This window comes from Burkholderia sp. YHN3-13 (assembly GCF_055810675.1).
Genome location: NZ_JBVVNQ010000012.1, coordinates 51877 through 76024, shown reverse-complemented (window position 1 = coordinate 76024; position 24148 = coordinate 51877). Strand labels below are relative to the sequence as shown.

Here is a 24148-nt window from a genome sequence, read left to right as displayed (position 1 = left end):
CGTGCTCGACACCTCTGCCTTCCTCGAAGGCCTGCTGCTTGGCGCCGGCCTGTTCACGTCGGTCGGCCCCAAGGACGCCTTCGTCATCAAGCGCTCGCTCTCGAGCCCTCACCTGCTCTCCATCGCCCTCGTCTGCGCAGGCAGCGACGCGTTGCTGATCGCGCTCGGCGCGCGCGGGTTGTCTTCGTTGCCGTCGCGCCATCCCGGCGTCGTGTCGGCCGCGCTGTGGGCCGGCATCGCGTATCTAGCCGGTTACGGCCTGCTCGCGTTGCGCTCGGCGATCCGGCGACGACAGCCGGAACACGTCACGGGTCCACGCTCGGCCACCGAACCCACGCGGTCAAGCACGGTGCTCGCCACCGCCGCCGTTTCGCTGCTCAATCCGTATGCGTGGATCGATACCGTGCTGCTGCTCGGCACCGTGATCGTGAGTCATGCGCCGTCCGCACGCGCGCCGTTCGCGATCGGTGCGATGACCGCTTCGCTCGTCTGGTTCCTGATGCTTGCCTATGGCGCACGCGCGTGCCGTGCCTGGTTCGCTCGCACGCTCGCGTGGCGTGTGCTCGACGGCTTCGTCGCGGTGATGATGCTCGGCTTCGCGATTCGGTTCGCGATCGATGCGCTTTAGGTTTCAGCGACCGGATACCGGGATCGCGCGGAATGTATCGTGCGCGTTGGCATGCAGTTCGAAACCGATACCGGGCGCCTGCGGCACGCGTGCGTATCCGGCGTCGACGGTTTCGCCGTCGGCCAATCCGCTGAACGGATGGAACGCGAACGGGCTGACTTCCGCGCCGCCGAGACCGAGCGCCGCGACGACGTGCAGCGAGAACAGATGGCCGCCGTGCGGCCAGAACGCATCGCGCCGCCAGCCGCGCGACACGAAGTGATCGACGATCTGCAGATAGCCCGGCAGCCCGTAGCCGTGCACGGGATCGAACACGAGCACGTCGCGATCGCGGCGCAAACCGCCATAGCGCTCGAGCAGCTTCGCTTCCGCGAGCGAGAACAGCGCTTCGCCGGCCGCGATCGGCGGGGCGTATCGTGCGGCGAGGTCCGCCTGAAGCGGCAGGTCGAGCGGGTCGCACACGTCCTCGAACCACCAGAGATCGAACGGTGCGAGCATCTCGGCGGCCGCGCCGACCGTCGTGGCGTCATACGTATTCATCGCGTCGACCGCGAGATGCGAACTGCCCGCGAGGTGCGCGGCGGCGACTTCAATGCGGCGTCGATCCTGGTCGAGATCCGCGCCGCCGATCTTGATCTTCGCATGCGTGTAGCCGAGATCGGCGAAACGACGCATCTCGTCCGACAGGCGCGCGAGATCGTCATGCGGATAGCGGTAGCCGCCGCCGGCATACACGCGCACGCGGGTTGCCGCCGTGCGTTCGAGCCGGTCGGCGAGAAAACGACTGAGCGGCAGGTCGGCAATTTTCGCGGCGGCGTCCCAGATCGCCATGTCGAGCGTGCCGACCGCGACGCAACGTTCGCCGTGGCCGCCGGGCTTTTCGCCGGCCATCATCGCGCGCCATGCACGGAACGGGTCGAGGTTCGTGCCGGTGTCATCGGCGAGCGTATCGGCGGCGGCCAGCAGGCGCGGCGCGAACCGTTCGCGGATCAAACCGCCCTGCGCGAAGCGGCCGATCGATGCGTAGCCGTAGCCCGTCACCGGGCGGCCGTCGCGCACGACGTCGGTCACGACCGCGACGGCGCTCGTCGTCAGGCCGCCGGACGGAATCGCGGGATCGGCATAACGCGACACGGGAATCGCGCGCTCGTGGATGGCGGTGATGCGCATGGTCGGGCTCCGGAGAGACGTCCGGCGCAGGCGGATGGTTCATGCGCTGCAGCGGAATCGATGGGCGGATCGCTGCATCTTAGGGGTTTGCGTGACAGCGTGCAGGACCGGCGGCGATCGTCGTCGCGTAATCGCCGGACAACCGCGCGTCGCATTCGTCACGGGTTGCAGCCGAATAGCAGAACGCTCCGAGCCTTTTGCCACGCTCGGCGCGCTATTTCCGGACCGGATCGGCATTCATTGATTGAGCCGGAGTCCTCGTTTGCTCCTCGCGGCTTGGTGAGCCGCGAGGATACAGGGCGATGACGGTATGCGTGGGCCGGGCCGAATCGACCGCCCGCTCAGGCGAAGACGAAGTACTTGCGCACCGTCTCCACCACTTCCCACGTCCCTTTCATGCCGGGTTCGATCACGAACACGTCGCCGGCCTTCAGGTGCACCGACTCCTCCCCTTCCGGCGTGATGATGCAGTACCCATCGAGGAAGTGACAGTACTCCCACTTCTCGTAGTTCACCTCGAACTTGCCCGGCGTGCAGATCCAGGTGCCCATGATCTTGCTGCCGTCCTTCGAGACGTACGCGTTGAGGTTCACGGTGTGCGGATCGCCGCCGATGCGCTTCCACTTGGTCGCATCAAGGACAGGCGTCGGGCAGGTTTTGCGCAGAACGGTGATGAAATCGGACATGTCGGCTCCAGACTGACGATCGTGTAAGAGACCTGTCACGTTAGTTCGAAAGCCTTGCCCGGGCTTGTATGCGTCCGACACCGACTCGTCCATTTTCGACATCGGCTGGTAGAGGCACGCCGCCGGCGGGTTTCGTCCGGTCTGGGTGCCACGGAACCGCCTCACGTCACGGTCGATCTGCTCGCGCAGACGCCACACCGAGATAGTCCCCCGGCGGGGTACGCAAAGCCGTTTGCCAGCCCCCGAACGACCTCACTTGCCACGTCGTTGCCAAACCTTGTAGAACTACACGTTCTGCGGGCGTCGTATAATGGCCATTACCTCAGCTTCCCAAGCCCAGCGCGTTAATCAAAACCACTATTCACGCGCGTTTTCCCGTCACGATTTCTCCCGGCTCCACGAAGAACCACTGTCCATGCAGGGTTCACTGCGACGCCAGTTTTCACGCCAGCACCAATCTCAAGAAGCTGACGATATAGCCAGCTCTCGTCCACGCATCGTTAGCGCGACAAGGAAAAGCATTTATTGCTTGCATGCGCAAAATGGTTCGGCAATAATTTCTCTGCCTAGCATTTGTTCGGATGTATTGAACCGGGTTGCGGGTCGCAATCCGCCTTGATTTTTTACCTCTCTGGCGATGGGAGCCGTTCCGTCCCGCCGTCAGTCGACGGCGGGCCAAAACGGCTCCCATCGACGCTCTAGTAGGCATGCTCGTGCGCGACTTAAAACACAAGAACAGTGCGATAAGCAAGCAGTTGGCGAAATTCGCCGCGCGATTGGGCGTTCGCCATCCATCTCTGTCACGTGCGAACCGCCTCTTGTTTCTCTGCGGAGCGAACCGCAGTCCGGGGGTACCCTCCCCAAGGCGACAGGCAATTAAACGCTTCGTCGAAAGCATTTCGGCCGATTATCGGGTGGTCTACGCCGAGGGCGTGTTCAATGAGTTGGCTAAGGTCGGCCACGGTAAGAATGCGCTGGACCTTGAGCACGAAATCTCGGCAATCGCAGATCGGATCCTCATTGTTCTTGAAAGCCCGAGCGCCTTCTGCGAACTGGGCGCCTTTGCCCACCAAACGCTGAGAGAAAAATTAATCATAGTTAACGACTCGCAGTTTCGCGGAAACGGATCATTCATAGACACCGGCCCGCTTGCTGCAGCAACGGAATGCAAATCACCGATACTTTGGTATCCGATGGGTGCCGACGGCCTATCGAAGACCGATGGGATCGGCGCAATCTTCAACGATCTCAAAGCAGCAGTTGACGCCAGACCGGTTTCAGTCGGGACGCCCACAAGTTCGGACATCGGGGACCTGTCTGCTAGCAAACTGAGCCTCTATTTCATCCATGATCTCGTTTTGTTCGTCGGTCCCGTCACCCACGCCGAGCTCATTGACGTCCTCATCACTGCGTTCGGAAAAAAAAGCTTCGACATGGCGAAAAGCCTGCTTGGCATTCTTCGCGAGGCGAGACTTATTGTTAGCAATCAGGTAGGCATCGACTGGGTATTTCGAGCAACTACAACTACGCCATTCCTGCAATACGCAGCAGATACAAACGCGCTGATGGCAACGTTTCGACGATACCACCTCCAAACAAACCCAAAGCGATTTGCCGATGAACATCGTGGAACGCATGTCGAACGAGCTATCGGTCCCGCAATCGCTGCTTGAAAGCGCTCTGCGACTAGCTCACGTTCGATTCAGGAAAATCAAGATCCCCAAACGCACTGGCGGCGAGCGGGTAATGATTCAGCCCGCTTCCGAACTTAAGCTTGTATTGAGTTGGCTGGATTCTCGTGTTCTGTCTAACGCACCGGTAAGCCCCATTGCTACTGCATTTGAACCCGGAACTTCGATCGTCAAGAACGCGCGAACCCACAGCAAGTCCCTTTATTCCGTCCGAATCGATTTATCGAATTTTTTCCCATCGATTCGCTCTCGCGATCTGCTGCTCGCGCTGTCAAGGTCACGCGAGCTGCTTCCCGAATGGGCATCTGGCGAAGATTTCGAGGTAGTGGTTCGTAACGCGTGCTTCGATCGCGTCGACAGGCTGCCAGTCGGCTACATGACGTCGCCGAAAATTGCAAACATCGTCATGCTCGAGTTGGATACAGCTCTGGCGACCGCGGTATCGCGCGACTCGGTTCGCTTTGGTCAAGCGGTCCTCACACGGTATGCGGATGACTTCGTGTTCTCTACGGATAAAAAGGGCGCGTGCAACGAATTCTTATCGGAGATGCGGGGCTTGCTGGCGTCAACGCCGAGCCCCAAGCTATCCATCAACGAAGCGAAGACTCGATTCATGAGCCGTAAGGGAGGAACGACCCTCATCACCGGATTGCGCGTGAATAACGACGGGGACGTTGGCATCCACGCGAACTACAGGGATCACATTCGGATGTTACTGAAGCTATTCTCGACCGGACGGTTGAAGCCCGCAGAGAACGAAAAACTGCGAGGACACCTAGCATTTATTGAACACGCCGATCCTGACCTATTCACCCGCCTATCGTTTAGATATCACGCGGAGATCGCTAAGTTGCGCGGGCACCCCAGCCTGAATCCTGTTTGAGTGCGGTCACGCAACGCACCGCCCAGGCTCATACGTGCGAGTCGAAGCATCCAAGCCGCCCGCCGGATGCCGACCACGTTTCATAGAATTGTTCAAATGCCTGCCAAGGCTTCATGGTGGCACAGGACGGGAGATTCAAACCGGGTGAGTCTCCGTCACATCTTCTCGACCTATCCAATGTCCGAATCTCCCGAACGAACACCATCCCAACAACTCTCCGAACAGCAACTGGTGCAAGAGATCTGTTCAGCTCCCCATGCACTTGAAGCCCACCGCCGGTTCGAGAAAAACGCGGCCGCATTGGAAGAATGGCAGATTATCTTTGCGGAGGAGAGCGACGCCGGATCTATCAAGTTGCTGGATCAGACGCTAGGCGCCTCCGGCGTTGCAACGTCTGTATTCCGCGGGAAATCGCTATGGTTGATGGACGCGCCATTTGTCTCGCAATCCGGACCAATCGGCTTTCGCGGCGGCTCGGCCATGTTTCTAGACTCGAATGCGGCCACCTATATTCGCAATATCGCCTACAAGGATGATCTATCTCCGGAAGCGTTGAATTGGGCAAATCTGATCAACCAGATCGGTCCAAGGCTGCAGCAACTCAACCCCTATCTCTATCTGTGGGAGTCGGTCAGATCCTGGAACGATGAGACGGTCGCCGAATGCAAAAGGTCAGTCGCGGCGATCCATGCGCTGTCGTCGTCCGGTAGCAAACTAAGTGCAGAATGGGGCCGGCGCTTCCGCGCAGTGTTCCGTGAGAGTGCGGAGAATTTCGCCACCGGCCTGATTGCGGAATTCGAGCGGAACCTGGAGGCCGGGCTCTTTGCCGCCCTGGAGGACCAGCTCAATCTGATGGAGGTCGTTTTAATTCGGACTCAGATCATCGAGCTGAGCTCCAAGAAGGCCAAGGAGCACAAGCTGGCGCAGTTGGTCACCTACATGCACGAAGAACTGTCCACAATCATGCTACGGGAGCTGATCGTCTGCGGTGACATCCTGCTTCGCAGCAACCGATCAAGAATTTCCAAAAAGCTCAATTCCATCCAAAACCATGCCAATCCCCTAGCGCTGATCAGAAACTGCGCTTGGGACATGTACATTCCCCGCGCCCTGGATGCCTTGACCTCCGTCACTCCTGACCAGGCTCCTCACGTGGACTTCTATGTGGCTGAGGTGCTCAGCTTCGATGGCGACGTATCAGACATCATCAGCACCACGAAATTGAGGGCGATCGCCATACATCGGCCATCGAAGAAGAACTTCCCCTTCTTCGATAGCGATGTTGCCGAGTGGTTGGGAAATCGCCTTGGGCCGAAACGCATGGGCGCGCTATCGGACTACTTCCTGCCAGAAGCATTCCTTGATCGAGCTAGGCGCCGGCCCGCAATGTCGGCTCGATCCATTCTGGAAGCAGACCGCGAGAAGCTGATCCATTTGATCCAGCAAAAGAAAGGGTGAACTCGAAACCGGGCCATCGAGACTTTCGCCAATTCGCTGCGCGCAGACCTATTTCTTGCTTACCGGTTCGTGCTTGTCCTTGATCATCTGGTAGTACGTGCTCGCGCCTGCTTTCGTCAGTTTCACGTCAGCGATGAACTTTTCGATGATGTCCTTGCGAGTCAGGTCCTTGACGGTTCGCATCCGTTTGTAAATTTCCGTCGCCAGTTCCATCTTCGTCGGCATAGCCGGTACCGCCGTCGCTGCGGGATAATTTCTTCCTGTCGAGCTGGCCGTCGGGGTCGCCTGCTTCTGGTCCACGGCAACCGGCTTGCTCGCTTTCTCGTCCTTGCTCGTTACGCCCTGCTTCTGATCGACCATGATCGCACCCCATTCGTTGAAAGTGCGGCCAGCGTCCAGCGGATCGCCCTTCAGGGCAACGGCGAGCGAGCAATCACGACCGACATGACGGCGAACACCGTGAAATCCGACGAGCAACCATGACCGTTTTCACGTCACCCGCCTCCGCCCCTTGGACCGGCCAGAGTTTCATAGACACTCACGAGCCATTTAGCGCGTAGCGCCGCTCAACCTCAATCGGTGAAAGATCGCCGGCGGAACCCGTCGTCGAAAAAATTGGCGTTCATGCCACGACTATCCTTCAGAGGGCCCTGCCGGGCAACGAAACCGAATCTCCCGGTGCTGGATCGGCATATACTTGTGCCCTAGCTAGTCGCCGAGAACCCACAGACACCGGCGAGAAGTTCGCCAAGCAGTTACCAGTGAAGCCGACAGGAAGAATCCGGCGCACGCGACAACGCTACACATTCAGAACGAGACCGACCGACAAGAGCATCACATATGGCCACACGGCAGAAGACCAAGAAAGCGAAACCCGGCACCTTTGCCGATCGATTTTTGGCACGATTGCGCGACCTGACGAACGAAGATCGCGACATGATTCCCAACAAGACGCTTCGCGAATCCCTTGGCTGGGACGACGACAGATATCAGCGCGTTAAACGGAATCTTGTCGACCAGCAGCTGGTGAAGGTCGGTCAGGGGCACAGCGGACTGATTGGCCTATCCGGTCCTCTTACGGAGCCTGAGTCGCCTGAGCCTACGCAAGATGCCGAAATTCGTCCGTTGACGCTATTCCTGTCCTACTCGCATGCGGACGAGCAACTAAAGAACGAGCTATTGAAGCACCTCGTTCCGCTGCAGCGCATTGGCCTCATAAACGCTTGGCATGATCGGAAGCTTAAGGCAGGGGACGATATCGACCACGAAATACTCACACAGATGAGAAAAGCCGATATTGCGTTGTTTCTGATTAGCGTTGATTTTATTAACTCCGCCTATTGCCATGATGTCGAACTCGGCGAGGCGCTCGCCATGCATTCGCGCGGAGAAGTAACGCTTATACCGGTCGTGCTGCGAAGCTGCCTATGGCAGCACACGGCTCTCAAGGATCTCCTTGCTCTTCCTCGAGACGGGAAGGCGGTAAAATCCTGGCCTGATCAGGACGAAGCTCTGGCGAGCGTCGCCGAAGGAATCAGGTTGAAGGCGATCGAACTGCAGCAGGAGAAGCAACATTCGCTTGGCCGCGCGTAAGATCATGCCGACTACGCTCGGCGCTCATTGATTTCCGTTCCGGTATCGCCTCTGTACACCGCGAAGCAAATAAGACGGTCGCGTAATTCAGGTGGCGACACTTCCACGTAGGTCTCGGCGGAATCAATGTTGACAAACATCGCCAGCGGATAGTTGAGAACTTCAGTCATAACCTGCAGCTTTTCGAAGTCCAAGATAGCTTGCCGTTCAGTGGACCGTCGCTTGATCTCCAAGACTGCATGGTTGCCGTCTGTTCGTGCTCGATGGCGAGACGGATCGAATGGTTCATGGATGACGATGTCAGGCCTTTGCGATATACCGTGAATGAGTAGTCGCTTTTGGTATTCTTGCTCTATCACGGTCCCTGCGGTCAGCGGTACACGCCGATGAAGCTCAGTGATGAGCGCCCCTTGGAAACCGCGCTCGGTTTCGAAAAAACGCGGCTCGACGATCGAGGAAAGCGCTCCACGGAAAGCTTCGATCAACTTTTCCCTTCTCATAAGACACTCAATGGCATTACGATTCACGTGCTTTGGGAGCACACCGCTTCATTCGCGGACTTCATCAAGGGTAGATCCTAAATGGAAGGTCATCCGCCTTGGCCTGACCGGGTGTTGCAAGCCACTGCCACAGTTGAGCTTGCGTAAGGTTTCCTTCACAAAGCCGGAGAAGGGCTTCACCGAGGTCATGGCTCTCTACTACCGCCAGTCGGCCACACGCGTTGATCACCGTCGGCACGCTGGGGTCAACGCCGGGATGGCAAAGTGTTACGCAGAAGGTTTCCTTGTATCCGTGAACTTCTGATGCAGCCAGAATCTCGACCGCTGAGTTGTAATCAACCAACTTATCGTTCGCCTTGGATTTCAACTCAAGGAGAAGAGGAGGGGAATCCGTTAGCTCGATAAGATAGTCTGGGGCACCCGTTACCGTCTTGTTATCCAGGCGCTGGAACTTGATGCCGAGCAACTGCACAGCCCTTTCGAATGCGGCCTCAAACTCAGTACCTCGCGAGGTATAGTAAGTTTCGACATGTTGTGCATGGGGGCAACGCTTTGCGCGCGTGGCGTGTCGCTCTGCTGTTCGCCGACGCTGCTCTTGCTTCCATTGTCTCGAAGCATCGCGCAACCAGTTCGCCTTCGCGTGGGGCGTTGGCTTTATGGCGTCGAATACCGCTAGCCTCACTTGGTCGGCCTCGGGCGTTCCCTGCATTATTTGATCTAACGAGGTGAAGCCGTGACGTCTGAGCGCCAGTATCTCTCCCCGCGTTAATCTGAACGCGGCGTCGCGGTTGTTCAACCAGGTCATCCACAACACGTCGTCCGGCAACCCTTCTGCCACTCTGAGTGACAATCGGCGAAAATATCGCGGTAGCTTCCTAAGGCTCGCGAGTTGATTACTGGGAATCGTGAGATACGGTGGCCGCAATGCATTTGGCGTTCGGGCGTCTGTGACAGCCTCGACGATGGAGGCGACACCGCTCAACACCCAGCATACGTTCCGAAACATGTCGCGAAGGCTACCTGCACGAAGCGCATCTAGCGAATTTTCTATGTCCCGAAGTTCGGCGCCGTTAATCCAGTCCACTGTAATCTTGGCGGCGTTGACCGGTGCTGGATCGGCTTGCCATACGGGCTCCATAAGTTCTATGCCGAACGAGTCCGCATCTATCAAGTACGGTTCCTCAAGCTGATATGGCAGGTGTCTCGTGCGTGTCTCGCGTGGTCCGCCCTTGAATTCCGGGGAACTGAAACACGCCGAGGTGACGAGAAACGCGAGTTTGTCAGTGTCAGCCGTTCGTTGAGTACCAGGCAGGTACGATGGAAGAGTATCCACCTGATGCACCAGATGACGCATGAGCGCTACCCCGGTCTCCGGTAACAATCCCGAGTGAGCGACTGCCTTTCCAAACGGTGTCGCCACGAGCCGTCCAGAGGCCGCTTCGATCAGCAACACTTCCTGCTTTAGATAGTCGATCGATTCCCCTAGGCGCGACGACCACGTAGAAAACGCAGCGGTGTTCCTGTCTTCCTCTCTGAGCCCGCTCCACGTGGATTTGACGAGCACATCGACCTCCGCCCTCGACTTGCACAATCCCGACGCAACCAGCTGAAGTGCAAGCTGATCAAATCCACCAGGGCCTATCCGAGACTGAAGAGGGGGCAAACTACCAAGGTCCAGATATTGCTTAGAAGCTCGAATCTGTTGATCACTCGAAGCCAAGAAAATCACTCGACCGTGGTCATGGTCGAACCCCATTCTGCCCACACGCCCAGCCATGTTATGAAACTCGGCAGCAGAGATAGGCTCGCGCCCCCGCAGCTCGTTATTCCATCGCTCCCAGAAAATGATCGCAGCACCCAACGGAAAATTAACGCCGGCCGCCAATGTTGTCGTGGCGAAGACGACGTCAAGCTGTCCGCTCAGCAGGTGTTGCTCGATAATGGTGCGCTCTTCCTCGGTCAGATCTGAGCTGTGAACAGCAAACCGATGCGGCAAGTACTGCGCCAACAATGAATTCGCTGTAGTAACAGGAAGCTGATCAAAGGCAAGCGACAATTGGCCTGCAATCGGTTTGGTTATCGACTTGAAATACGCAGCAGCGAAATCATAGGTTTGCTTGCGGCTCGTACAGAAAACGATGATCGGGCGGACTGCCGGCTCGTGCCGTAGAAGCACCGCTAAGACATCCAGCGGATTGAGGCTGCTCGATCCCGTCGCTGTCGACTGCACGATCGTTTCGGGGGAGTTAGTCTCCACCGAAAATATCCCCTGATTGGTCCAGCATTCATATCTCAAGTGCTTTTCACGACGGTCCGCTGAAACCAACTTCACTCCGAGCCAATGAGCGAGATCTCGCGCATCATTCGCCTGAAGCACAGCGGAAAGCCCGACGAACTGCCGCCACCCGGCGTTCTTAAGCAACGTGAGCAACACTTCGACGTTCTGCCCACGATGCTCGTCACCGATGAGTTGGATTTCGTCGCAAACAACAACCGTGGAACTCATATCAGACGGCACACCATTCGCCGATAATAACGCGAGATATTTCTCATACGTTGCGACGAGCAGAGGCGCGTCGAGAGGATTCTTGGGTGTGCTGCCGTCGGCTGTTTCAACGTAGTCGCCCGTTGCAATTACCAACGACGTAAGATCGCCGTCCAGATGACTCTCGATCAACTGTTCTCGAAAATCTTCGAACTTCTGCCTTGCCAAAGCACGATGCGTCAGCAGGTACACCGTTCGGCAGTTGTTCTCCAATCCATGCGCGATGGCCCAAAGCGCGACCTGCGTCTTCCCGGTAGACGTTGGAGAAACGATCAATACGCTTTCACCGCGGCCGACCCCAGCATCGAGCGCAGCAAATTGAACGTCTGTAAGGGAATATTCAGTGTCGTCACGAAAGACAAGCGATTCGACAGATTTCACCGACAACCCGTGGTTTGCCGGAAGCTCGAACTTCATAATGGTCTCTCTTGTGGTTTTTCCTGAAGTCTGTCTGCTAGTGACATCGCTTCGGGCGTCTTTGCAAGATTCGATTGTCTGTGCTTGGTCGAATGCCATTTGGTTATAGTCTAACCAATCACGACGCGCAATTTTTAGTACTTCGTGACCGGTTGGCCAAGGGAGTTCACACGACGGCTCGCCGGCAAGCGCGCTACCGGCTCGTTGCTCCCTGGCCGGGGCGGAATCGCCCCGGCTATTTGCTGATTCCATCAGTCGAGCAAATTGCATTGACAGACCGTTTTGGGCCGATCCTTGACGATTGGCAACCATTCTCGGCAATGCCAGCGCCCGGCATCGAGCCATGCCAGTTTCGATGCCACCGCCCCAAACCTCTCGCTTGCCATCCCCACCCAAACCCCTGTAGAATTGCGCGTTCTGCGGGCGTCGTATAATGGCCATTACCTCAGCTTCCCAAGCTGATGACGTGGGTTCGATTCCCATCGCCCGCTCCAGTTTTCGGCTGCATCGCAGCCTGCGCAAAAGCCGCCTCGTCGAAGGCGGCTTTTTTGTACCATGTGCCGGATCGCCCGGCGCACTGCCGCGCACAACGGGCCCTCGCCCGCAACCGAGCCTTTCTCTGTCACCGATGATGCACGACGATCCGAACGAAGCCGGCCAGCCGCCGCACGACGACGCCATTTCCGACGAAGCCGCCGACGGCGCCGACGACGTCAATCCGCTGCACCGCCGCCGCATCCGCAGCTTCGTGACGCGCGCCGGCCGCGTGTCGACCGGCCAGCGCCGCGCGCTCGACGAGTTCGGCCCGCGCTTCGTCGTCCCGTATGCGCCGGAACTGCCCGACTGGAACGCGATCTTCGGCCGCAACGCGCCGCGCATCCTCGAGATCGGCTTCGGGATGGGCGCGTCGACCGCGGAAATCGCCGCGCACCGCCCGGGCGACGACTTCCTCGGCGTCGAAGTCCATGAGCCGGGCGTCGGCGCGCTGCTGAAGCTGATCGGCGAGCAGGACCTGCCGAACATCCGCATCATCCAGCACGACGCGGTCGAAGTGCTCGAGCACATGATCGCGCCGGAAAGCCTCGACGGCGTGCACATCTTCTTTCCCGATCCGTGGCACAAGGCGCGCCACCACAAGCGCCGGCTGATCCAGCCGCCGCTCGTCGCGCATCTCGCGTCGCGCCTGAAGCCCGGCGCCTACATTCACTGCGCGACCGACTGGCAGAACTACGCGGAGCAAATGCTCGACGTACTCGGCGCGGAGCCGACGCTCGAGAACACGGCCGCCGACTACGCACCGCGCCCCGACTACCGCCCGGTGACGAAGTTCGAACGGCGCGGGCTGCGGCTCGGCCACGGCGTGTGGGACCTGGTGTTCCGCAAGCGCGCCGGTTAAGCCCCCGCTCCGCCCAGAAAAAACGGCCCGACCGGCATTGCCGATCGGGCCGTTTTTCATGTACGCACGCCGGATTACGACGCGCGCCTCACGCCCAGTTCAGCCAGCCGCTGTAACCGACCAGCAGCACGAACAACCCGAACGCGATCCGGTACCACGCGAACACCGTGAAATCGTGCGTCGCGACATAACGCAGCAGCCAGCGCACGCACACGAACGCGCTGACGAACGCCGCGACGAGCCCGAGCGCGAACAGGCCGAGCGAATCGACGGTGAACGCCTGCCAGTCCTTGACGGTTTCGTAGAGCGTCGCGCCGAAGATGATCGGAATCGCGAGGAAGAACGAGAACTCGGTGGCCACGCGCCGGTCGAGGCCGAACAGCATCCCGCCGATGATCGTCGAGCCCGAGCGCGACATGCCGGGCACCAGCGCGAAGCATTGCGCGATGCCGACCTTGAACGCATCGAGCGGCGTCAGCGCATCGACCGACATCACGCGCGGCGGCTCGCTGCGTTCGCGCTGCCGCGCCTCGGCCCACAGGATGATCGCGCCGCCCACGACGAGTGCGAACGCGACGGGCACCGGCGAAAACAGCACGGCCTTGATCTTCTTCTCGAACAGGAGGCCGAGCGCGATCGCGGGAATCGTCGCGATCACGACGTTCAGCGTGAAGCGCCGCGCGTCGGGCCGGCTCGGCAGCCCGGACACGATGGATGCGATCCGCTGCCGGTATTCCCAGCAGACCGCGAGAATCGCGCCGAACTGGATCACGACGTCGAACGTCTTCGCGTGCGAATCGTTGAAATTCAGGAAGCTGCCCGCGACGATCAGGTGGCCGGTGCTCGACACCGGCAGGAATTCCGTCAGCCCCTCGACGACGCCGAGGATCAATGCCTTGCAGATCAGGATCCAGTCCATCCGTGGCCCAACTCCGAAAAGGTCGAAAGAAAGGGCCACTCTTCCACGCGCGGCCCGCCCGGCCGCGCGCGGTCCGTCGTCACTTTTCGACGATCGCCACGCGTATGCCGTTTGTAAGAATCGTAATTGTACCGGGTTCGTAGTTCACCCCGGCAAATTGCAGTTGCTCGGGCTTGAACGTGTAGATCGGGTAATTGGTCAGCAACTGCGTCGCGAGCAGGCCGGCGGCCGCCCCGACCTGCTGCGCGTACATCTGCGCGTCGCCGTCGAGCACGAGGCTGTCGACGGCCGGTGCCTTCAGCACGACCGAGCGGCTCGGCGCGTCGTACGCGAGCTGGCCCGACACGGTGAACTTGCCGCTGACGGGCGCGCGCAGGAACGGGCTCGCGAAATGCGCGTCGAGCTGCACCGCGACGCGGTTCTGGTCCGGCAGCAGGTTGACGTTCGGGTTCGCGAGCGACACGTCGACGACCTGCGCAACCGTCTTCTGGTACGGGAACTTGCGCCCGACGGCTTTCTGCACGTCGCCGCGCGAGAACGTGTAGTGATCGGGGATGAACGGGAACGTCGACGCGCACGCGGCGAGCGATACGCACACGCCGACGGCGCCGAGGGAGGCGGCAAGGAAACGGCGCCGGCCGGGCGCGCGAGGTACGGTCATGCTGAACGCTCTCCTGTAGGCGCCGACGGCCGCGTCGCGGCCTCGAGGCGCGTGAGCCACGCGAGCGCGTCGTCGCGCGACGCGCCGCACATGTCGGCGGACGGCTGCAGCCCGGAACAGCACGCGGGCCGCTCGGGCCGGCCGAAGATCATGCAGCGCAGGTCGTCGCCGAGCTGCACGCAGCGCACGCCGGCCGGCTTGCCGCCGGGCATGCCCGGGATCGGGCTGGAAATCGACGGCGCGATGCAGCACGCGCCGCAGCCCTCGCGGCACGCATGCGGCGGCGGGACGTCGGCGGGCGCCGGGCGGACAGGCAATTCGACGGACACTCGGCTCTCTCGACACGACAGACAACGAAAACGGCGCGGCAACCGGACGCGGTGCCCGGTTGCCCCACCCCGCATTGTGCCATCGTCGGCTGCGACGTTATTACACAATGCAGCCGAATCGCGTATTTATATACTCGAAAGCATCTAAAAAGCGCGAGACCGTCATGAGTTCTGGTTCTGCCGACACAATGTTCCGTCCCGATTTGCTCGCGAAATACGGCGCGAACGGGCCGCGCTATACGTCGTACCCCACCGCGCTGCAGTTCCGCGACGATTTCGACCCGGCCGACTACGTGCGCGCGGCCAGCGACCCCGGCGCGTCGTCGAGCGAGCTGTCGCTGTACGTCCACATCCCGTTCTGCAACACCGCGTGCTTCTACTGCGGCTGCAACAAGATCGCGACCAACAACCACCGCCGCGCCCGCCCGTATCTCGACCAGCTCAAGCGCGAGATGGCGCTGCAGGCCGCGCTGTTCGATCCGTCCCGCCCCGTCACGCAGCTGCACTGGGGCGGCGGCACGCCGACCTTCCTGTCCGACGACGAAACGGCCGAACTGATGGCGGCCACCCGCGAGCACTTCGCGCTCGCGCCGGACGCCGATGCCGAGTTCTCGATCGAGATCGACCCGCGCACGGTCACGCCCGCGACGCTCGTGCATCTGCGCACGATCGGCTTCAACCGGCTGAGCCTCGGCGTGCAGGATTTCGACCCGGCCGTCCAGCAGGCAATCAACCGCGTCCAGCCGCGCGCGATGACGGCCGACCTGCTCGCCGCCGCGCGCGCGACGGGCTTTCATTCGGTGAGCGTCGACCTGATCTACGGGCTGCCGCACCAGACCGTCGCCGTGTTCGCGCGCACGCTGGAGACGATCATCGAGCTCGCGCCCGATCGCCTGTCGGTGTTCGGCTACGCGCACATGCCGCACCTGTTCAAGATGCAGCGGCAGATCGACGACGCGGCGCTGCCGCCGCCGGAAGCGCGCATCGCGCTGCTCGGCCTCGCGATCGACATGCTGACGTCGGCCGGCTACGTGTACATCGGGATGGACCACTTCGCGCGGCCGTCGGACGAACTCGTGCGCGCGCAGCGCAACGGCACGCTGCAGCGCAATTTCCAGGGCTACAGCACGCGTGCCGATACCGATCTCGTCGGCTTCGGCGTGTCGTCGATCGGCAAGGTCGGCGACGTCTACGCGCAAAACGCGAAGGACCTGCCCGCGTACGGCGCCGCGCTCGACGCGGGCCGGCTGCCGATCGCCCGCGGCGTGCGGCTCACGCCCGACGACCGGCTGCGCCGCGACGTGATCACGCAACTGATGTGCAACCTCGCGCTGCCGTTCTCGCATGTCGAGGCCGCGCACGGCATCCGCTTCACCGATCATTTCGCGCGCGAACTCGACGCGCTGCGCCCGTTCGAGCGCGACGGGCTGCTGACGATCGCGCGCGACCGCCTGACGATCCATCCGGCCGGCCGGATGGTCGTGCGCAATATCGCGATGGCGTTCGACGCATACCTGGGCCAGATGCCGCGGCAGCGCTACTCGCGCACCGTTTGACACCCGCGCCGGCCGCACGCGGGCGGCCGGTTTGATACAGTGTGGGGCTTACGCTCCGCCAGAACCCGCACGATGCGCACCACCAAAGCGACCCACGCGGTCGAACGCCTGAAGACCCGCTCCGGCAACCCGCAATTCGCGGCCGTCGCGATGGCGGGCGGCCTGTTCTATCTCGTCGACCGTTCCGGCGGCACCGCCGAAAAGCGCTGCGAGCCGCTGCCGCTCGACGAGTTCGTCAAGTTCGTCGACGAATTCGGCCCCAAAAAGCCGCGCAAGGCGAGCAAGCTCGACCTCGCATTCGAGGCGCAGATCAAGAAGAGCAAGGGGTAAAGGTCTGTTGCAGGCCGCCTGAAGGCTTCGCGGCCGCCCCGTTTGGTACAATCACGAAGTTTCTCTATCCCCGCTGATGGCCGACCAGGCTGCGTGACCACACCATGAATATCGAAAACGCGCGTTTCAACATGATCGAACAGCAGATCCGTCCGTGGGACGTGCTGGATCTGGACGTCCTGGGCCTGCTGTCGATCGTCAAGCGTGAAAACTACGTTCCGGCCGAATACCGCGATCTCGCGTTCGCCGACCTCGAACTGCCGCTGCCCGGCGGCACCAGCAAGATGCTGTTCCCGCGCGTCGAGGCGCGCGTGCTGCAGGAGCTGACCGTCAAGAAACACGAAAACGTGCTCGTGATCGGTGCGGGCTCCGGTTACCTGGCCGCGCTGTTCGCGCATCGCGCGCAGCACGTGACGGCCGTCGAAATCGATCCGGCGATCGCGAAATTCGCGGAAGACAACCTGCGCAACGACGGCGTGACCAACGCGGAAGTCGTGCTCGGCGACGGTTCGCGCGGCTGGGCGGCCAAGGCGCCGTACGACGTGATCTGCGTCGCGGGCGGCCTGCCGGTCGTGCCGCAGGAAATGCTCGAGCAGCTGAAGATCGGCGGCCGCCTGTCGGCATTCGTCGGCGGCCGTCCGGTGATGAAGGCGCAGATCATCACGCGCATCGACGACAAGCAGTATCGTGTCGCCGACGTGTTCGAAACGTACATCAACCACCTCGTCAACGCGATCGAGCCGTCGCGCTTCAAGTTCTGAGCGGCGGAGCCTCCATGCAGATCCTGACGCCCGCGATGCTCGCGGAATGGCTCGGCGATTCGGCACGCCCCGCGCCGGTCGTGCTCGACGTGCGCGAGCCGTGGGAAATCGCGACCGCGCAGATCGCCGGCAGCGTGTCGATCCCGATGCAGCAGATCCCCGCGCGCAGCGAGGAGCTCGACGACGAAGCGGAAATCGTCTGCGTGTGCCATCACGGGATGCGCAGCGCGCAGGTCGCGATGTTCCTCGAATCGCGCGGCTTCACGAAGCTGTACAACCTGCAAGGCGGGATCGACGCGTGGTCGCGCGACGTCGATCCGTCCGTGCCGCGTTACTGACCTGTCCGGCGGCGCATCATGCGCCGCCCCGCCGGCCGGCCCGCTGCCGCCGGCCGCACTGATCCGCCGAACGGGCACGCATCGCGTGCCCGTTTCTGTTTTCCGCCCCGCTTCGTTCCCGTCCACATGCGCCGCCGGCGGGCAAAGGCACCGCGCCCCGGCCGACCGTGCACCATTTGCGCCCACGCGCCTGCACCGCAACGGACCGCACCTGCTGCGCGACGCATCATCCGCACCATCCCGACGCCCGGTAACGCCCCGCACAGGCACGCCCGGCGTGCATCCGTGCGACTGGCACATGCCTTGCGTTACAGGAAGGCCGGCGCCGCCACGGCGCACGCACAACCAACACGACAAGGGGATACCGATGAAACGTCGCAGTCTGTTGAAGTTCGGTTCGATGGCCGGCGCGCTCGCGCTGGCGGGCAAGAGCCCGTTCGCGCACGCGGCCGATGCCGGCACCGGTCCGATCAAGGTCGGCATCCTGCATTCGCTGTCGGGCACGATGGCGATCTCGGAGACGTCGCTGAAGGACACCGCGCTGATGACGATCGCCGACATCAACAAGAGCGGCGGCGTGATGGGCCGCAAGGTCGAACCGGTGGTGGTCGATCCCGCGTCGAACTGGCCGCTGTTCGCCGAAAAGGCGCGCCAGCTGCTCACGCAGGACAAGGTCGCGTGCGTGTTCGGCTGCTGGACGTCGGTGTCGCGCAAGTCCGTGCTGCCGGTGTTCGAGGAACTGAACGGGCTGCTCTACTATCCGGTGCAGTATGAAGGCGAGGAAATGTCGCGCAACGTGTTCTACACGGGCGCCGCGCCGAACCAACAGGCGATTCCGGCCGTCGAGTACCTGATGAGCGCGGAGGGCGGCGGTGCGAAACGCTTCTTCCTGCTCGGCACCGACTATGTGTATCCGCGCACGACCAACAAGATCCTGCGCGCATTCCTGAAATCGAAAGGCGTGAAGGACGCCGATATTCAGGAGGTCTACACGCCGTTCGGCCACAGCGACTACCAGACCATCGTCGCGAACATCAAGAACTTCTCGCAGGGCGGGAAGACGACCGTGATCTCGACGATCAACGGCGACTCGAACGTGCCGTTCTACAAGGAACTCGGCAACCAGGGCATCAAGGCGACCGACGTGCCGGTCGTCGCGTTCTCGGTCGGCGAGGAAGAGCTGCGCGGGATCGACACGAAGCCGCTCGTCGGCCATCTCGCCGCATGGAACTACTTCATGTCGGTCAAGAACCCGACCAACACGAAATTCAAGGACCAGTTCGCCGCCTGGGTGAAGGCGAACAACCTGCCGGGCGGCGCGAAGCGCGTGACCAACGACCCGATGGAGGCGACCTACGTCGGCATCCACATGTGGAAGCAGGCGGTCGAGAAGGCGAAGAGTACCGACGTCGACAAGGTGCGCGTCGCGATGATCGGCCAGACGGTTGCCGCGCCGTCCGGCTTCACGCTCACGATGGACGGCAACCATCACCTGCACAAGCCGGTGATGATCGGCGAGATCCGCGGCGACGGGCAGTTCAATGTCGTGTGGAAGACGAAGACGGCGGTGCGCGCGCAGCCGTGGAGCCCGTTCATCGCCGGCAACCAGGGCAAGCCCGACGTCGTCAGCTCGATCCCGGCGTTCCTGCGCCGGCAGCGCACGGCGCTGGCCTGACGCGATGCAGGGGCACGCACGCCGACGCGCTGCCCCGCTCGCACGCATGCACCGATGCGCCGGCCGGCCCATCGGTGCGTGAATCCGCCTCCCTACGCCGACAGGATCTCCCGATGCCTACACGCTTTCGCCGAGCCGCCGTCGCGATCGTCGCGTGCGCCGCCCTCGCGGGCATGCTGCCGCGCGCCGCGTTCGCGCTGACGGCGGCCGATACCGCCGCGCTCGCCGGCGACGACTTCGACGCGAAGACGGCCGCGATCGAACGCCTCGCCGCCGACACGGATCCGCGCGCGGTTACGGTACTCAACGCACTGTCGAGCGGCGACGCGCTCGCGACCGGCGACGGCCGCCTGCTGATCCAGACCGGCGACACCGCGCACGATGCGCTCACGCAGGCCGCGACGCCGGCCGGCGATGCGCAGCCCGTGATGCTGAACAACCTGCTGCGCACGAAGATCGCGGGCGCGCTGTCGGGCCTCGCGCTCGCATCGCCCGACGTCGCCGCGCGACGCGACGCGATCGATGCGCTGCTGAAATCGCCCGATCCGGCGCTCAAGCCGATGATCGACCGTGCCCGCGCGAAGGAAACCGACCCCGCACTGAAGCGCCGCCTCGACGCGCTGTGGGCCATCTCCGCGCTGCACGACGCCGATCCGGCGAAGCGCCTCGAAGCCGTGCAGGTGGTGGCCGCGCGCCGCGATCTCGACATGATCGAACAGCTCCGCCCGCTCGTCGCGAAGAATGCCGACGGCAGCTACACGGAACCCGACGCCCGCGTGCGCGACGCCGCACTGCAAGGGCTCGACGCATTGCACTCGCTGCAGCGCCGCGGCGAGATCGTCGGCACGCTGTTCGCGGGCCTGTCGCTCGGCAGCGTGCTGCTGCTCGCCGCGCTCGGCCTCGCGATCACGTACGGGCTGATCGGCGTGATCAACATGGCGCACGGCGAGTTCCTGATGATCGGTGCGTACGCAACCTATGTCGTGCAGACGCTGGTCCAGCGCTACGCGCCCGGCGCGTTCGACTGGTATCCGCTCGTCGCCGTGCCCGCGTCGTTCGTCGCGGCCGCGCTCGTCGGCATCGTGCTGGAGCGGCTCGTGCTGCGGCACCTGTACGGCCGCCCGCTCGAAACGCTGCTCGCGACGTTCGGCGTGAGCCTGATCCTGATCCAGGCGACGCGCATGCTGTTCGGCGCGCAGAACGTGCAGGTCGTGAATCCATCGTGGATGAGCGGCGGCGTGACGGTGATGCAGAACCTGATCCTGCCGTACAACCGCCTCGCGATCCTCGCATTCGCGCTCGCGGTGGTGTTCGTCGCGTGGGCCGTGCTGACGAAGACGCGGCTCGGCCTGTTCGTGCGCGCGGTCACGCAGAACCGCCGGATGGCCGCGTGCGTCGGCGTGAAGACCGCACGCGTCGACGCCTATGCGTTCGCCTTCGGTGCGGGCATCGCGGGCCTCGGCGGCTGCGCGCTGTCGCAGATCGGCAACGTGGGCCCCGACCTCGGCCAGAACTACATCATCGATTCGTTCATGGCCGTCGTGCTCGGCGGCGTCGGGCAGATCGCCGGCACCGTGCTCGGCGGCTTCGGGCTCGGCCTCGCGAGCAAGGCGATCGAGCCGTTCTGGGGCGCCGTGCTCGCGAAGATCGCGGTGCTCGTGATGATCGTGCTGTTCATCCAGAAACGCCCGCAGGGCATGTTCGCCCCGAAGGGCCGCAGCGCGGAGGCTTGACGTGACTTCAATCAGCGATTCGCTGTCGAACCCGGTCGCCGGCGCACCGACGCCCGCCGCCGCCGGACGGGCGGCCGACGGCTTCGCGCTCGGCCTGCCGCCGCGCCCCGCGCTCTTGTCGCGCCGCGCATGGCTCGCGCTCGTCGCGCTGTGCGTCGCGATCGGCATCGGCGTGCCGCTCGCCGCGCTCGTCGCGCCCGAAGCGAGCGCGTTCCATCTGTCCGCGTACGCGATGACGCTCGCCGGCAAGCTGATGTGCTATGCGATCGCCGCGCTCGCGCTCGATCTCGTGTGGGGTTACTGCGGCATCCTGAGCCTCGGCCACGGGCTGTTCTTCGCGCTCGGCGGCTATGCGATCGGCATGTACCTGATGCGCGAGATCGGTCGCGACGGCAAGTACGGCAGCGACCTGCCGGACTTCATGGTGTTTCTCGACTGGCACCAGTTGCCGTGGTACTGGAGCGGCACGCAGCATCTCGCGTGGGCGCTCGCGCTCGTGGTGCTCGTGCCGGCCGTGCTCGCCTGGGTCTTCGGCTTCTTCACGTTCCGCTCGCGCGTGAAGGGCGTGTACCTGTCGATCATCACGCAGGCGCTGACGTTCGCCGCGATGCTGCTGTTCTATCGCAACGAGACGGGCTTCGGCGGCAACAACGGCTTCACCGACTTCAAGCGCATCGCGGGCTTCGCGATCACGTCGCCCGGCACGCGCACGGTGCTGTTGCTGCTGACGTTCGCGACGCTGGTGCTGGCGTTCATCGCCGCGCGCGCGATCGTCACGAGCAAGCTCGGGCGCGTCGTCACGGCCGTGCGCGACGGCGAGACCCGGCTGATGTTCCTCGGCTACAGCCCGCTCGCGTACAAGCTGTTCGTGTGGACCGTGTCGGCCGTGCTGTGCGGGATCGCCGGCGCGCTGTACGTGCCGCAGGTCGGCATCATCAACCCCGGCGAGATGTCGCCCGGCAACTCGATCGAGATGGCGATCTGGGTCGCGGTGGGCGGGCGCGGCACGCTGATCGGGCCGATCGTCGGCGCATTCGCGGTGAACGGCGCGAAGAGCCTGTTTACCGCGTACTTCGCCGAATACTGGCTGTTCTTCCTCGGCCTGATCTTCGTGCTCGTGCCGCTGCTGCTGCCGCGCGGCATCATGGGCCTCGTCGAAACCTTGCTCGCGAAGGGGAAACGCGCATGAACGGAACGGCCCTGTACCAGTTCACGCCGCCGCCCGAGGACGAATTGCTCGCCGTCAGCGGCGCCGCATCGATGGGCCGCGTCGTGCCGCAAGGCATCGACACGTCGCACGGCACGATCCTTTATCTCGAGGATATCGAGGTGAGCTTCGACGGCTTTCGCGCGCTGAAGAAGCTGTCGCTCGCGATCGACGCGGGCGAGCTGCGCTGCGTGATCGGCCCGAACGGCGCGGGCAAGACGACGATGATGGATGTCGTCACCGGCAAGACGCGCCCCGATGCCGGCAGCGTGTTTCTCGGCCAGACGCTCGACCTTTCGCGGATGAGCGAGCCCGAGATCGCGCGCGCGGGCATCGGCCGCAAGTTCCAGAAGCCGACCGTGTTCGAACAGCATCCGGTGTGGGAAAACCTCGAGCTCGCGATGCAGACCGACAAGGGCTGGCTCGCCTCGCTGCGCGCGCGGCTCGACCGCTCGGCGCAAGCCAGGATCGAGGAGACGCTCGCGCTGATCGGCCTCGAAAGTCACGCCTACCGCGCGGCCGGCGAGCTGTCGCACGGCCAGAAACAGCGGCTCGAGATCGGCATGCTGCTGATGCAGCGCCCTGCCCTGCTGCTGCTCGACGAGCCGGCGGCCGGGATGACCGACCACGAGACGATGGAGCTCGCCGAGCTGCTGAACACGCTGCGCGGCACCTGCTCGATGATGGTCGTCGAGCACGACATGGAATTCGTCGCGGCGCTCGCGGGCGACACGGGCCGCGTGACGGTGATGGCCGAAGGCGCGGTGCTCGCGCAAGGCACGCTCGACCAGGTCAAGCGCGACGACGCCGTGATCGAGTCATACCTCGGACGATGATGCGATGCTGAAGATCGAAGCACTGAACCAGTACTACGGCGGCAGCCATATCCTGCGCGACGTGAATCTCGCCGCCGACGACGGCAAGCTCACCGTGCTGCTCGGCCGCAACGGCGTCGGCAAGAGCACGCTGCTGCGCTGCCTGATGGGCGTCGTCGCCGCGAAGAGCGGCAGCGTGTCGTGGCGCGGCACGGCGCTCGGCGCGCTGCCGCCGTATGCGCGCGTCGCGGCCGGGCTCGCGTACGTGCCGCAGGGCCGCGACATCTTTCCGCGGCTCACCGTCGAGGAAAACCTGCTCGTCGGCGCGGCCAGCCGCAAGGCGCCGTCGAAAGTGCCGGACCGCATCTACGACCTGTTCCCCGTGCTGAAGGACATGCGCGCGCGGCGCGGCGGCGACCTGTCGGGCGGCCAGCAGCAGCAGCTCGCGATCGGCCGCGCGCTGATGAGCGAGCCGCAGCTGCTGATCCTCGACGAGCCGACCGAAGGCATCCAGCCGTCGATCATCCAGGACATCGGCCGCACGCTGCGCCAGCTCGTCGACGAATCGAGGATGACGGTGCTGCTCGTCGAACAGTATTACGATTTCGCGCAATCGATCGCGGACCGCTACTGGGTGATGAGCCGCGGCGAGATCGTCGCGGGCGGCGATGCGCGCGACATGGCGGCGAACGGCGTGCGCGAACTGATCGCGGTGTGATGCGCGGCACGGCGGTAGGCACCGCGGCAGGCACGGCGTAGGCACCGCGGCGAGAACGGCTGGCTGGCCGGGCCGTGGCACGCGGCGCTTCCACCGAACGCGGCAACTGCATTATTGTTCCGGTAGCATCCACGTTCCT

General features: G+C 62.8%; 23 protein-coding genes and 1 tRNA gene. 16 read left to right on the top strand and 8 right to left on the bottom strand.

All coding sequences use genetic code 11. The features are described from left to right. Position 1 precedes the first annotated feature (1 nt). Positions 2 to 628, top strand: a complete 627-nt coding sequence (locus AC0KUR_RS24745; RefSeq protein WP_473376536.1) for a LysE/ArgO family amino acid transporter — start codon at positions 2 to 4, stop codon at positions 626 to 628. 3 nt (positions 629 to 631) lie between these two features. On the opposite strand, the gene AC0KUR_RS24740 is transcribed toward AC0KUR_RS24745, so the two are convergent. Further along, positions 632 to 1798 carry a mandelate racemase/muconate lactonizing enzyme family protein gene (locus tag AC0KUR_RS24740; protein ID WP_226227288.1) on the bottom strand — a complete coding sequence of 389 codons (1167 nt, stop codon included), beginning with the start codon at positions 1796 to 1798 and terminating at the stop codon, positions 632 to 634. 341 nt (positions 1799 to 2139) lie between these two features. After that, a complete protein-coding gene (locus AC0KUR_RS24735; protein WP_034187308.1) occupies positions 2140 to 2484 on the bottom strand; it encodes a cupin domain-containing protein in 345 nt (114 codons plus the stop codon). Positions 2485 to 3191: 707 nt separating this feature from the next. Between AC0KUR_RS24735 and AC0KUR_RS24730 the strand changes: the two genes are divergently transcribed. The 3 genes from AC0KUR_RS24730 (at position 3192) to AC0KUR_RS24720 (ending at position 6516) form a co-directional block, all read left to right on the top strand. Beyond that, positions 3192 to 4157 (top strand): retron St85 family effector protein, encoded by a 966-nt coding sequence (locus AC0KUR_RS24730; RefSeq protein WP_473376535.1) that lies wholly within the window; start codon positions 3192 to 3194, stop codon positions 4155 to 4157. Further along, complete coding sequence (locus AC0KUR_RS24725) at positions 4102 to 5058, top strand: retron St85 family RNA-directed DNA polymerase (protein ID WP_473376534.1); 957 nt, start codon at positions 4102 to 4104, stop codon at positions 5056 to 5058. The genes AC0KUR_RS24730 and AC0KUR_RS24725 overlap by 56 nt, the downstream gene beginning before the upstream one ends. A gap of 177 nt (positions 5059 to 5235) precedes the next feature. After that, positions 5236 to 6516: a hypothetical protein gene (locus AC0KUR_RS24720; protein ID WP_473376533.1), complete on the top strand. Its 1281-nt coding sequence runs from the start codon at positions 5236 to 5238 to the stop codon at positions 6514 to 6516. 48 nt (positions 6517 to 6564) lie between these two features. Here AC0KUR_RS24720 and AC0KUR_RS24715 read toward each other — a convergent pair whose 3' ends face one another. Beyond that, positions 6565 to 6876, bottom strand: a complete 312-nt coding sequence (locus tag AC0KUR_RS24715) for a hypothetical protein (RefSeq protein WP_473376561.1) — start codon at positions 6874 to 6876, stop codon at positions 6565 to 6567. Between the two features lie 480 nt (positions 6877 to 7356). Between AC0KUR_RS24715 and AC0KUR_RS24710 the strand changes: the two genes are divergently transcribed. After that, the gene (locus AC0KUR_RS24710) at positions 7357 to 8109 is read left to right on the top strand and encodes a toll/interleukin-1 receptor domain-containing protein (RefSeq protein ID WP_473376532.1); all 753 of its coding nucleotides are present in this window, start codon (positions 7357 to 7359) and stop codon (positions 8107 to 8109) included. A gap of 11 nt (positions 8110 to 8120) precedes the next feature. Here the strand turns inward: AC0KUR_RS24710 and AC0KUR_RS24705 are convergent, their stop codons facing one another. Next, positions 8121 to 8594 carry a hypothetical protein gene (locus tag AC0KUR_RS24705; RefSeq protein WP_473376531.1) on the bottom strand — a complete coding sequence of 158 codons (474 nt, stop codon included), beginning with the start codon at positions 8592 to 8594 and terminating at the stop codon, positions 8121 to 8123. A 79-nt stretch (positions 8595 to 8673) separates the two neighbouring features. Beyond that, positions 8674 to 11571 (bottom strand): DEAD/DEAH box helicase, encoded by a 2898-nt coding sequence (locus AC0KUR_RS24700; RefSeq protein ID WP_473376530.1) that lies wholly within the window; start codon positions 11569 to 11571, stop codon positions 8674 to 8676. Between the two features lie 419 nt (positions 11572 to 11990). On the opposite strand from AC0KUR_RS24700, the gene AC0KUR_RS24695 reads away from it, so the two are divergent. Then, a tRNA-Gly gene (locus tag AC0KUR_RS24695) sits at positions 11991 to 12065 on the top strand. 134 nt (positions 12066 to 12199) lie between these two features. Then, positions 12200 to 12967 (top strand): tRNA (guanosine(46)-N7)-methyltransferase TrmB, encoded by a 768-nt coding sequence (gene trmB, locus AC0KUR_RS24690; RefSeq protein ID WP_473376529.1) that lies wholly within the window; start codon positions 12200 to 12202, stop codon positions 12965 to 12967. A gap of 88 nt (positions 12968 to 13055) precedes the next feature. On the opposite strand, the gene AC0KUR_RS24685 is transcribed toward trmB, so the two are convergent. The 3 genes from AC0KUR_RS24685 to AC0KUR_RS24675 all read right to left on the bottom strand — a co-directional run bounded on the left by AC0KUR_RS24685 (position 13056) and on the right by AC0KUR_RS24675 (position 14864). Then, positions 13056 to 13886, bottom strand: coding sequence for an undecaprenyl-diphosphate phosphatase (locus AC0KUR_RS24685; RefSeq protein WP_034187306.1), 831 nt, complete (start codon positions 13884 to 13886; stop codon positions 13056 to 13058). 79 nt (positions 13887 to 13965) lie between these two features. Continuing rightward, complete coding sequence (locus AC0KUR_RS24680; protein ID WP_034187305.1) at positions 13966 to 14547, bottom strand: DUF1439 domain-containing protein; 582 nt, start codon at positions 14545 to 14547, stop codon at positions 13966 to 13968. Beyond that, positions 14544 to 14864 (bottom strand): YkgJ family cysteine cluster protein, encoded by a 321-nt coding sequence (locus AC0KUR_RS24675; RefSeq protein WP_124669299.1) that lies wholly within the window; start codon positions 14862 to 14864, stop codon positions 14544 to 14546. Before AC0KUR_RS24675 ends, AC0KUR_RS24680 begins: the two co-directional genes overlap by 4 nt. A gap of 176 nt (positions 14865 to 15040) precedes the next feature. On the opposite strand from AC0KUR_RS24675, the gene hemN reads away from it, so the two are divergent. The 9 genes from hemN to urtE all read left to right on the top strand — a co-directional run bounded on the left by hemN (position 15041) and on the right by urtE (position 24009). Further along, entirely contained in the window at positions 15041 to 16432 is a 1392-nt protein-coding gene (hemN, locus tag AC0KUR_RS24670) for an oxygen-independent coproporphyrinogen III oxidase (RefSeq protein ID WP_034187304.1), read from the top strand. Between the two features lie 72 nt (positions 16433 to 16504). Continuing rightward, complete coding sequence (locus tag AC0KUR_RS24665) at positions 16505 to 16762, top strand: hypothetical protein (RefSeq protein WP_006488573.1); 258 nt, start codon at positions 16505 to 16507, stop codon at positions 16760 to 16762. A gap of 104 nt (positions 16763 to 16866) precedes the next feature. Then, positions 16867 to 17523 (top strand): protein-L-isoaspartate O-methyltransferase family protein, encoded by a 657-nt coding sequence (locus AC0KUR_RS24660; RefSeq protein WP_034187303.1) that lies wholly within the window; start codon positions 16867 to 16869, stop codon positions 17521 to 17523. Between the two features lie 14 nt (positions 17524 to 17537). After that, the gene (locus tag AC0KUR_RS24655; RefSeq protein ID WP_034187302.1) at positions 17538 to 17861 is read left to right on the top strand and encodes a rhodanese-like domain-containing protein; all 324 of its coding nucleotides are present in this window, start codon (positions 17538 to 17540) and stop codon (positions 17859 to 17861) included. A gap of 367 nt (positions 17862 to 18228) precedes the next feature. Continuing rightward, on the top strand, positions 18229 to 19536 hold the full coding sequence (gene urtA, locus AC0KUR_RS24650) for an urea ABC transporter substrate-binding protein (RefSeq protein WP_049033581.1): 1308 nt from the start codon (positions 18229 to 18231) through the stop codon (positions 19534 to 19536). Positions 19537 to 19649: 113 nt separating this feature from the next. Next, positions 19650 to 21269: an urea ABC transporter permease subunit UrtB gene (gene urtB, locus AC0KUR_RS24645; RefSeq protein ID WP_473376528.1), complete on the top strand. Its 1620-nt coding sequence runs from the start codon at positions 19650 to 19652 to the stop codon at positions 21267 to 21269. A gap of 1 nt (position 21270) precedes the next feature. Next, positions 21271 to 22458, top strand: coding sequence for an urea ABC transporter permease subunit UrtC (urtC, locus tag AC0KUR_RS24640; RefSeq protein ID WP_034187299.1), 1188 nt, complete (start codon positions 21271 to 21273; stop codon positions 22456 to 22458). Next, positions 22455 to 23312 (top strand): urea ABC transporter ATP-binding protein UrtD, encoded by an 858-nt coding sequence (urtD, locus tag AC0KUR_RS24635; RefSeq protein ID WP_049033579.1) that lies wholly within the window; start codon positions 22455 to 22457, stop codon positions 23310 to 23312. The genes urtC and urtD overlap by 4 nt, the downstream gene beginning before the upstream one ends. A gap of 4 nt (positions 23313 to 23316) precedes the next feature. Beyond that, positions 23317 to 24009, top strand: coding sequence for an urea ABC transporter ATP-binding subunit UrtE (urtE, locus tag AC0KUR_RS24630; RefSeq protein ID WP_059557193.1), 693 nt, complete (start codon positions 23317 to 23319; stop codon positions 24007 to 24009). The last annotated feature ends 139 nt before the right edge of the window (positions 24010 to 24148 follow it).

What these genes read in the sequence shown, in the direction of transcription:
- urtA (WP_049033581.1), top strand. Translation starts at nt 18,229, where the DNA reads ATGAAACGTCGCAGTCTGTTGAAGTTCGGTTCGATGGCCGGCGCGCTC.
- AC0KUR_RS24700 (WP_473376530.1), bottom strand. Translation starts at nt 11,571, where the DNA reads ATGAAGTTCGAGCTTCCGGCAAACCACGGGTTGTCGGTGAAATCTGTC.
- AC0KUR_RS24660 (WP_034187303.1), top strand. Translation starts at nt 16,867, where the DNA reads ATGAATATCGAAAACGCGCGTTTCAACATGATCGAACAGCAGATCCGT.
- AC0KUR_RS24740 (WP_226227288.1), bottom strand. Translation starts at nt 1,798, where the DNA reads ATGCGCATCACCGCCATCCACGAGCGCGCGATTCCCGTGTCGCGTTAT.
- urtB (WP_473376528.1), top strand. Translation starts at nt 19,650, where the DNA reads ATGCCTACACGCTTTCGCCGAGCCGCCGTCGCGATCGTCGCGTGCGCC.
- AC0KUR_RS24710 (WP_473376532.1), top strand. Translation starts at nt 7,357, where the DNA reads ATGGCCACACGGCAGAAGACCAAGAAAGCGAAACCCGGCACCTTTGCC.
- AC0KUR_RS24715 (WP_473376561.1), bottom strand. Translation starts at nt 6,876, where the DNA reads ATGGTCGATCAGAAGCAGGGCGTAACGAGCAAGGACGAGAAAGCGAGC.
- AC0KUR_RS24685 (WP_034187306.1), bottom strand. Translation starts at nt 13,886, where the DNA reads ATGGACTGGATCCTGATCTGCAAGGCATTGATCCTCGGCGTCGTCGAG.
- AC0KUR_RS24725 (WP_473376534.1), top strand. Translation starts at nt 4,102, where the DNA reads ATGAACATCGTGGAACGCATGTCGAACGAGCTATCGGTCCCGCAATCG.
- AC0KUR_RS24655 (WP_034187302.1), top strand. Translation starts at nt 17,538, where the DNA reads ATGCAGATCCTGACGCCCGCGATGCTCGCGGAATGGCTCGGCGATTCG.
- AC0KUR_RS24680 (WP_034187305.1), bottom strand. Translation starts at nt 14,547, where the DNA reads ATGACCGTACCTCGCGCGCCCGGCCGGCGCCGTTTCCTTGCCGCCTCC.
- AC0KUR_RS24720 (WP_473376533.1), top strand. Translation starts at nt 5,236, where the DNA reads ATGTCCGAATCTCCCGAACGAACACCATCCCAACAACTCTCCGAACAG.
- urtD (WP_049033579.1), top strand. Translation starts at nt 22,455, where the DNA reads ATGAACGGAACGGCCCTGTACCAGTTCACGCCGCCGCCCGAGGACGAA.
- AC0KUR_RS24735 (WP_034187308.1), bottom strand. Translation starts at nt 2,484, where the DNA reads ATGTCCGATTTCATCACCGTTCTGCGCAAAACCTGCCCGACGCCTGTC.
- hemN (WP_034187304.1), top strand. Translation starts at nt 15,041, where the DNA reads ATGAGTTCTGGTTCTGCCGACACAATGTTCCGTCCCGATTTGCTCGCG.
- AC0KUR_RS24730 (WP_473376535.1), top strand. Translation starts at nt 3,192, where the DNA reads ATGCTCGTGCGCGACTTAAAACACAAGAACAGTGCGATAAGCAAGCAG.
- AC0KUR_RS24665 (WP_006488573.1), top strand. Translation starts at nt 16,505, where the DNA reads ATGCGCACCACCAAAGCGACCCACGCGGTCGAACGCCTGAAGACCCGC.
- urtE (WP_059557193.1), top strand. Translation starts at nt 23,317, where the DNA reads ATGCTGAAGATCGAAGCACTGAACCAGTACTACGGCGGCAGCCATATC.
- trmB (WP_473376529.1), top strand. Translation starts at nt 12,200, where the DNA reads ATGATGCACGACGATCCGAACGAAGCCGGCCAGCCGCCGCACGACGAC.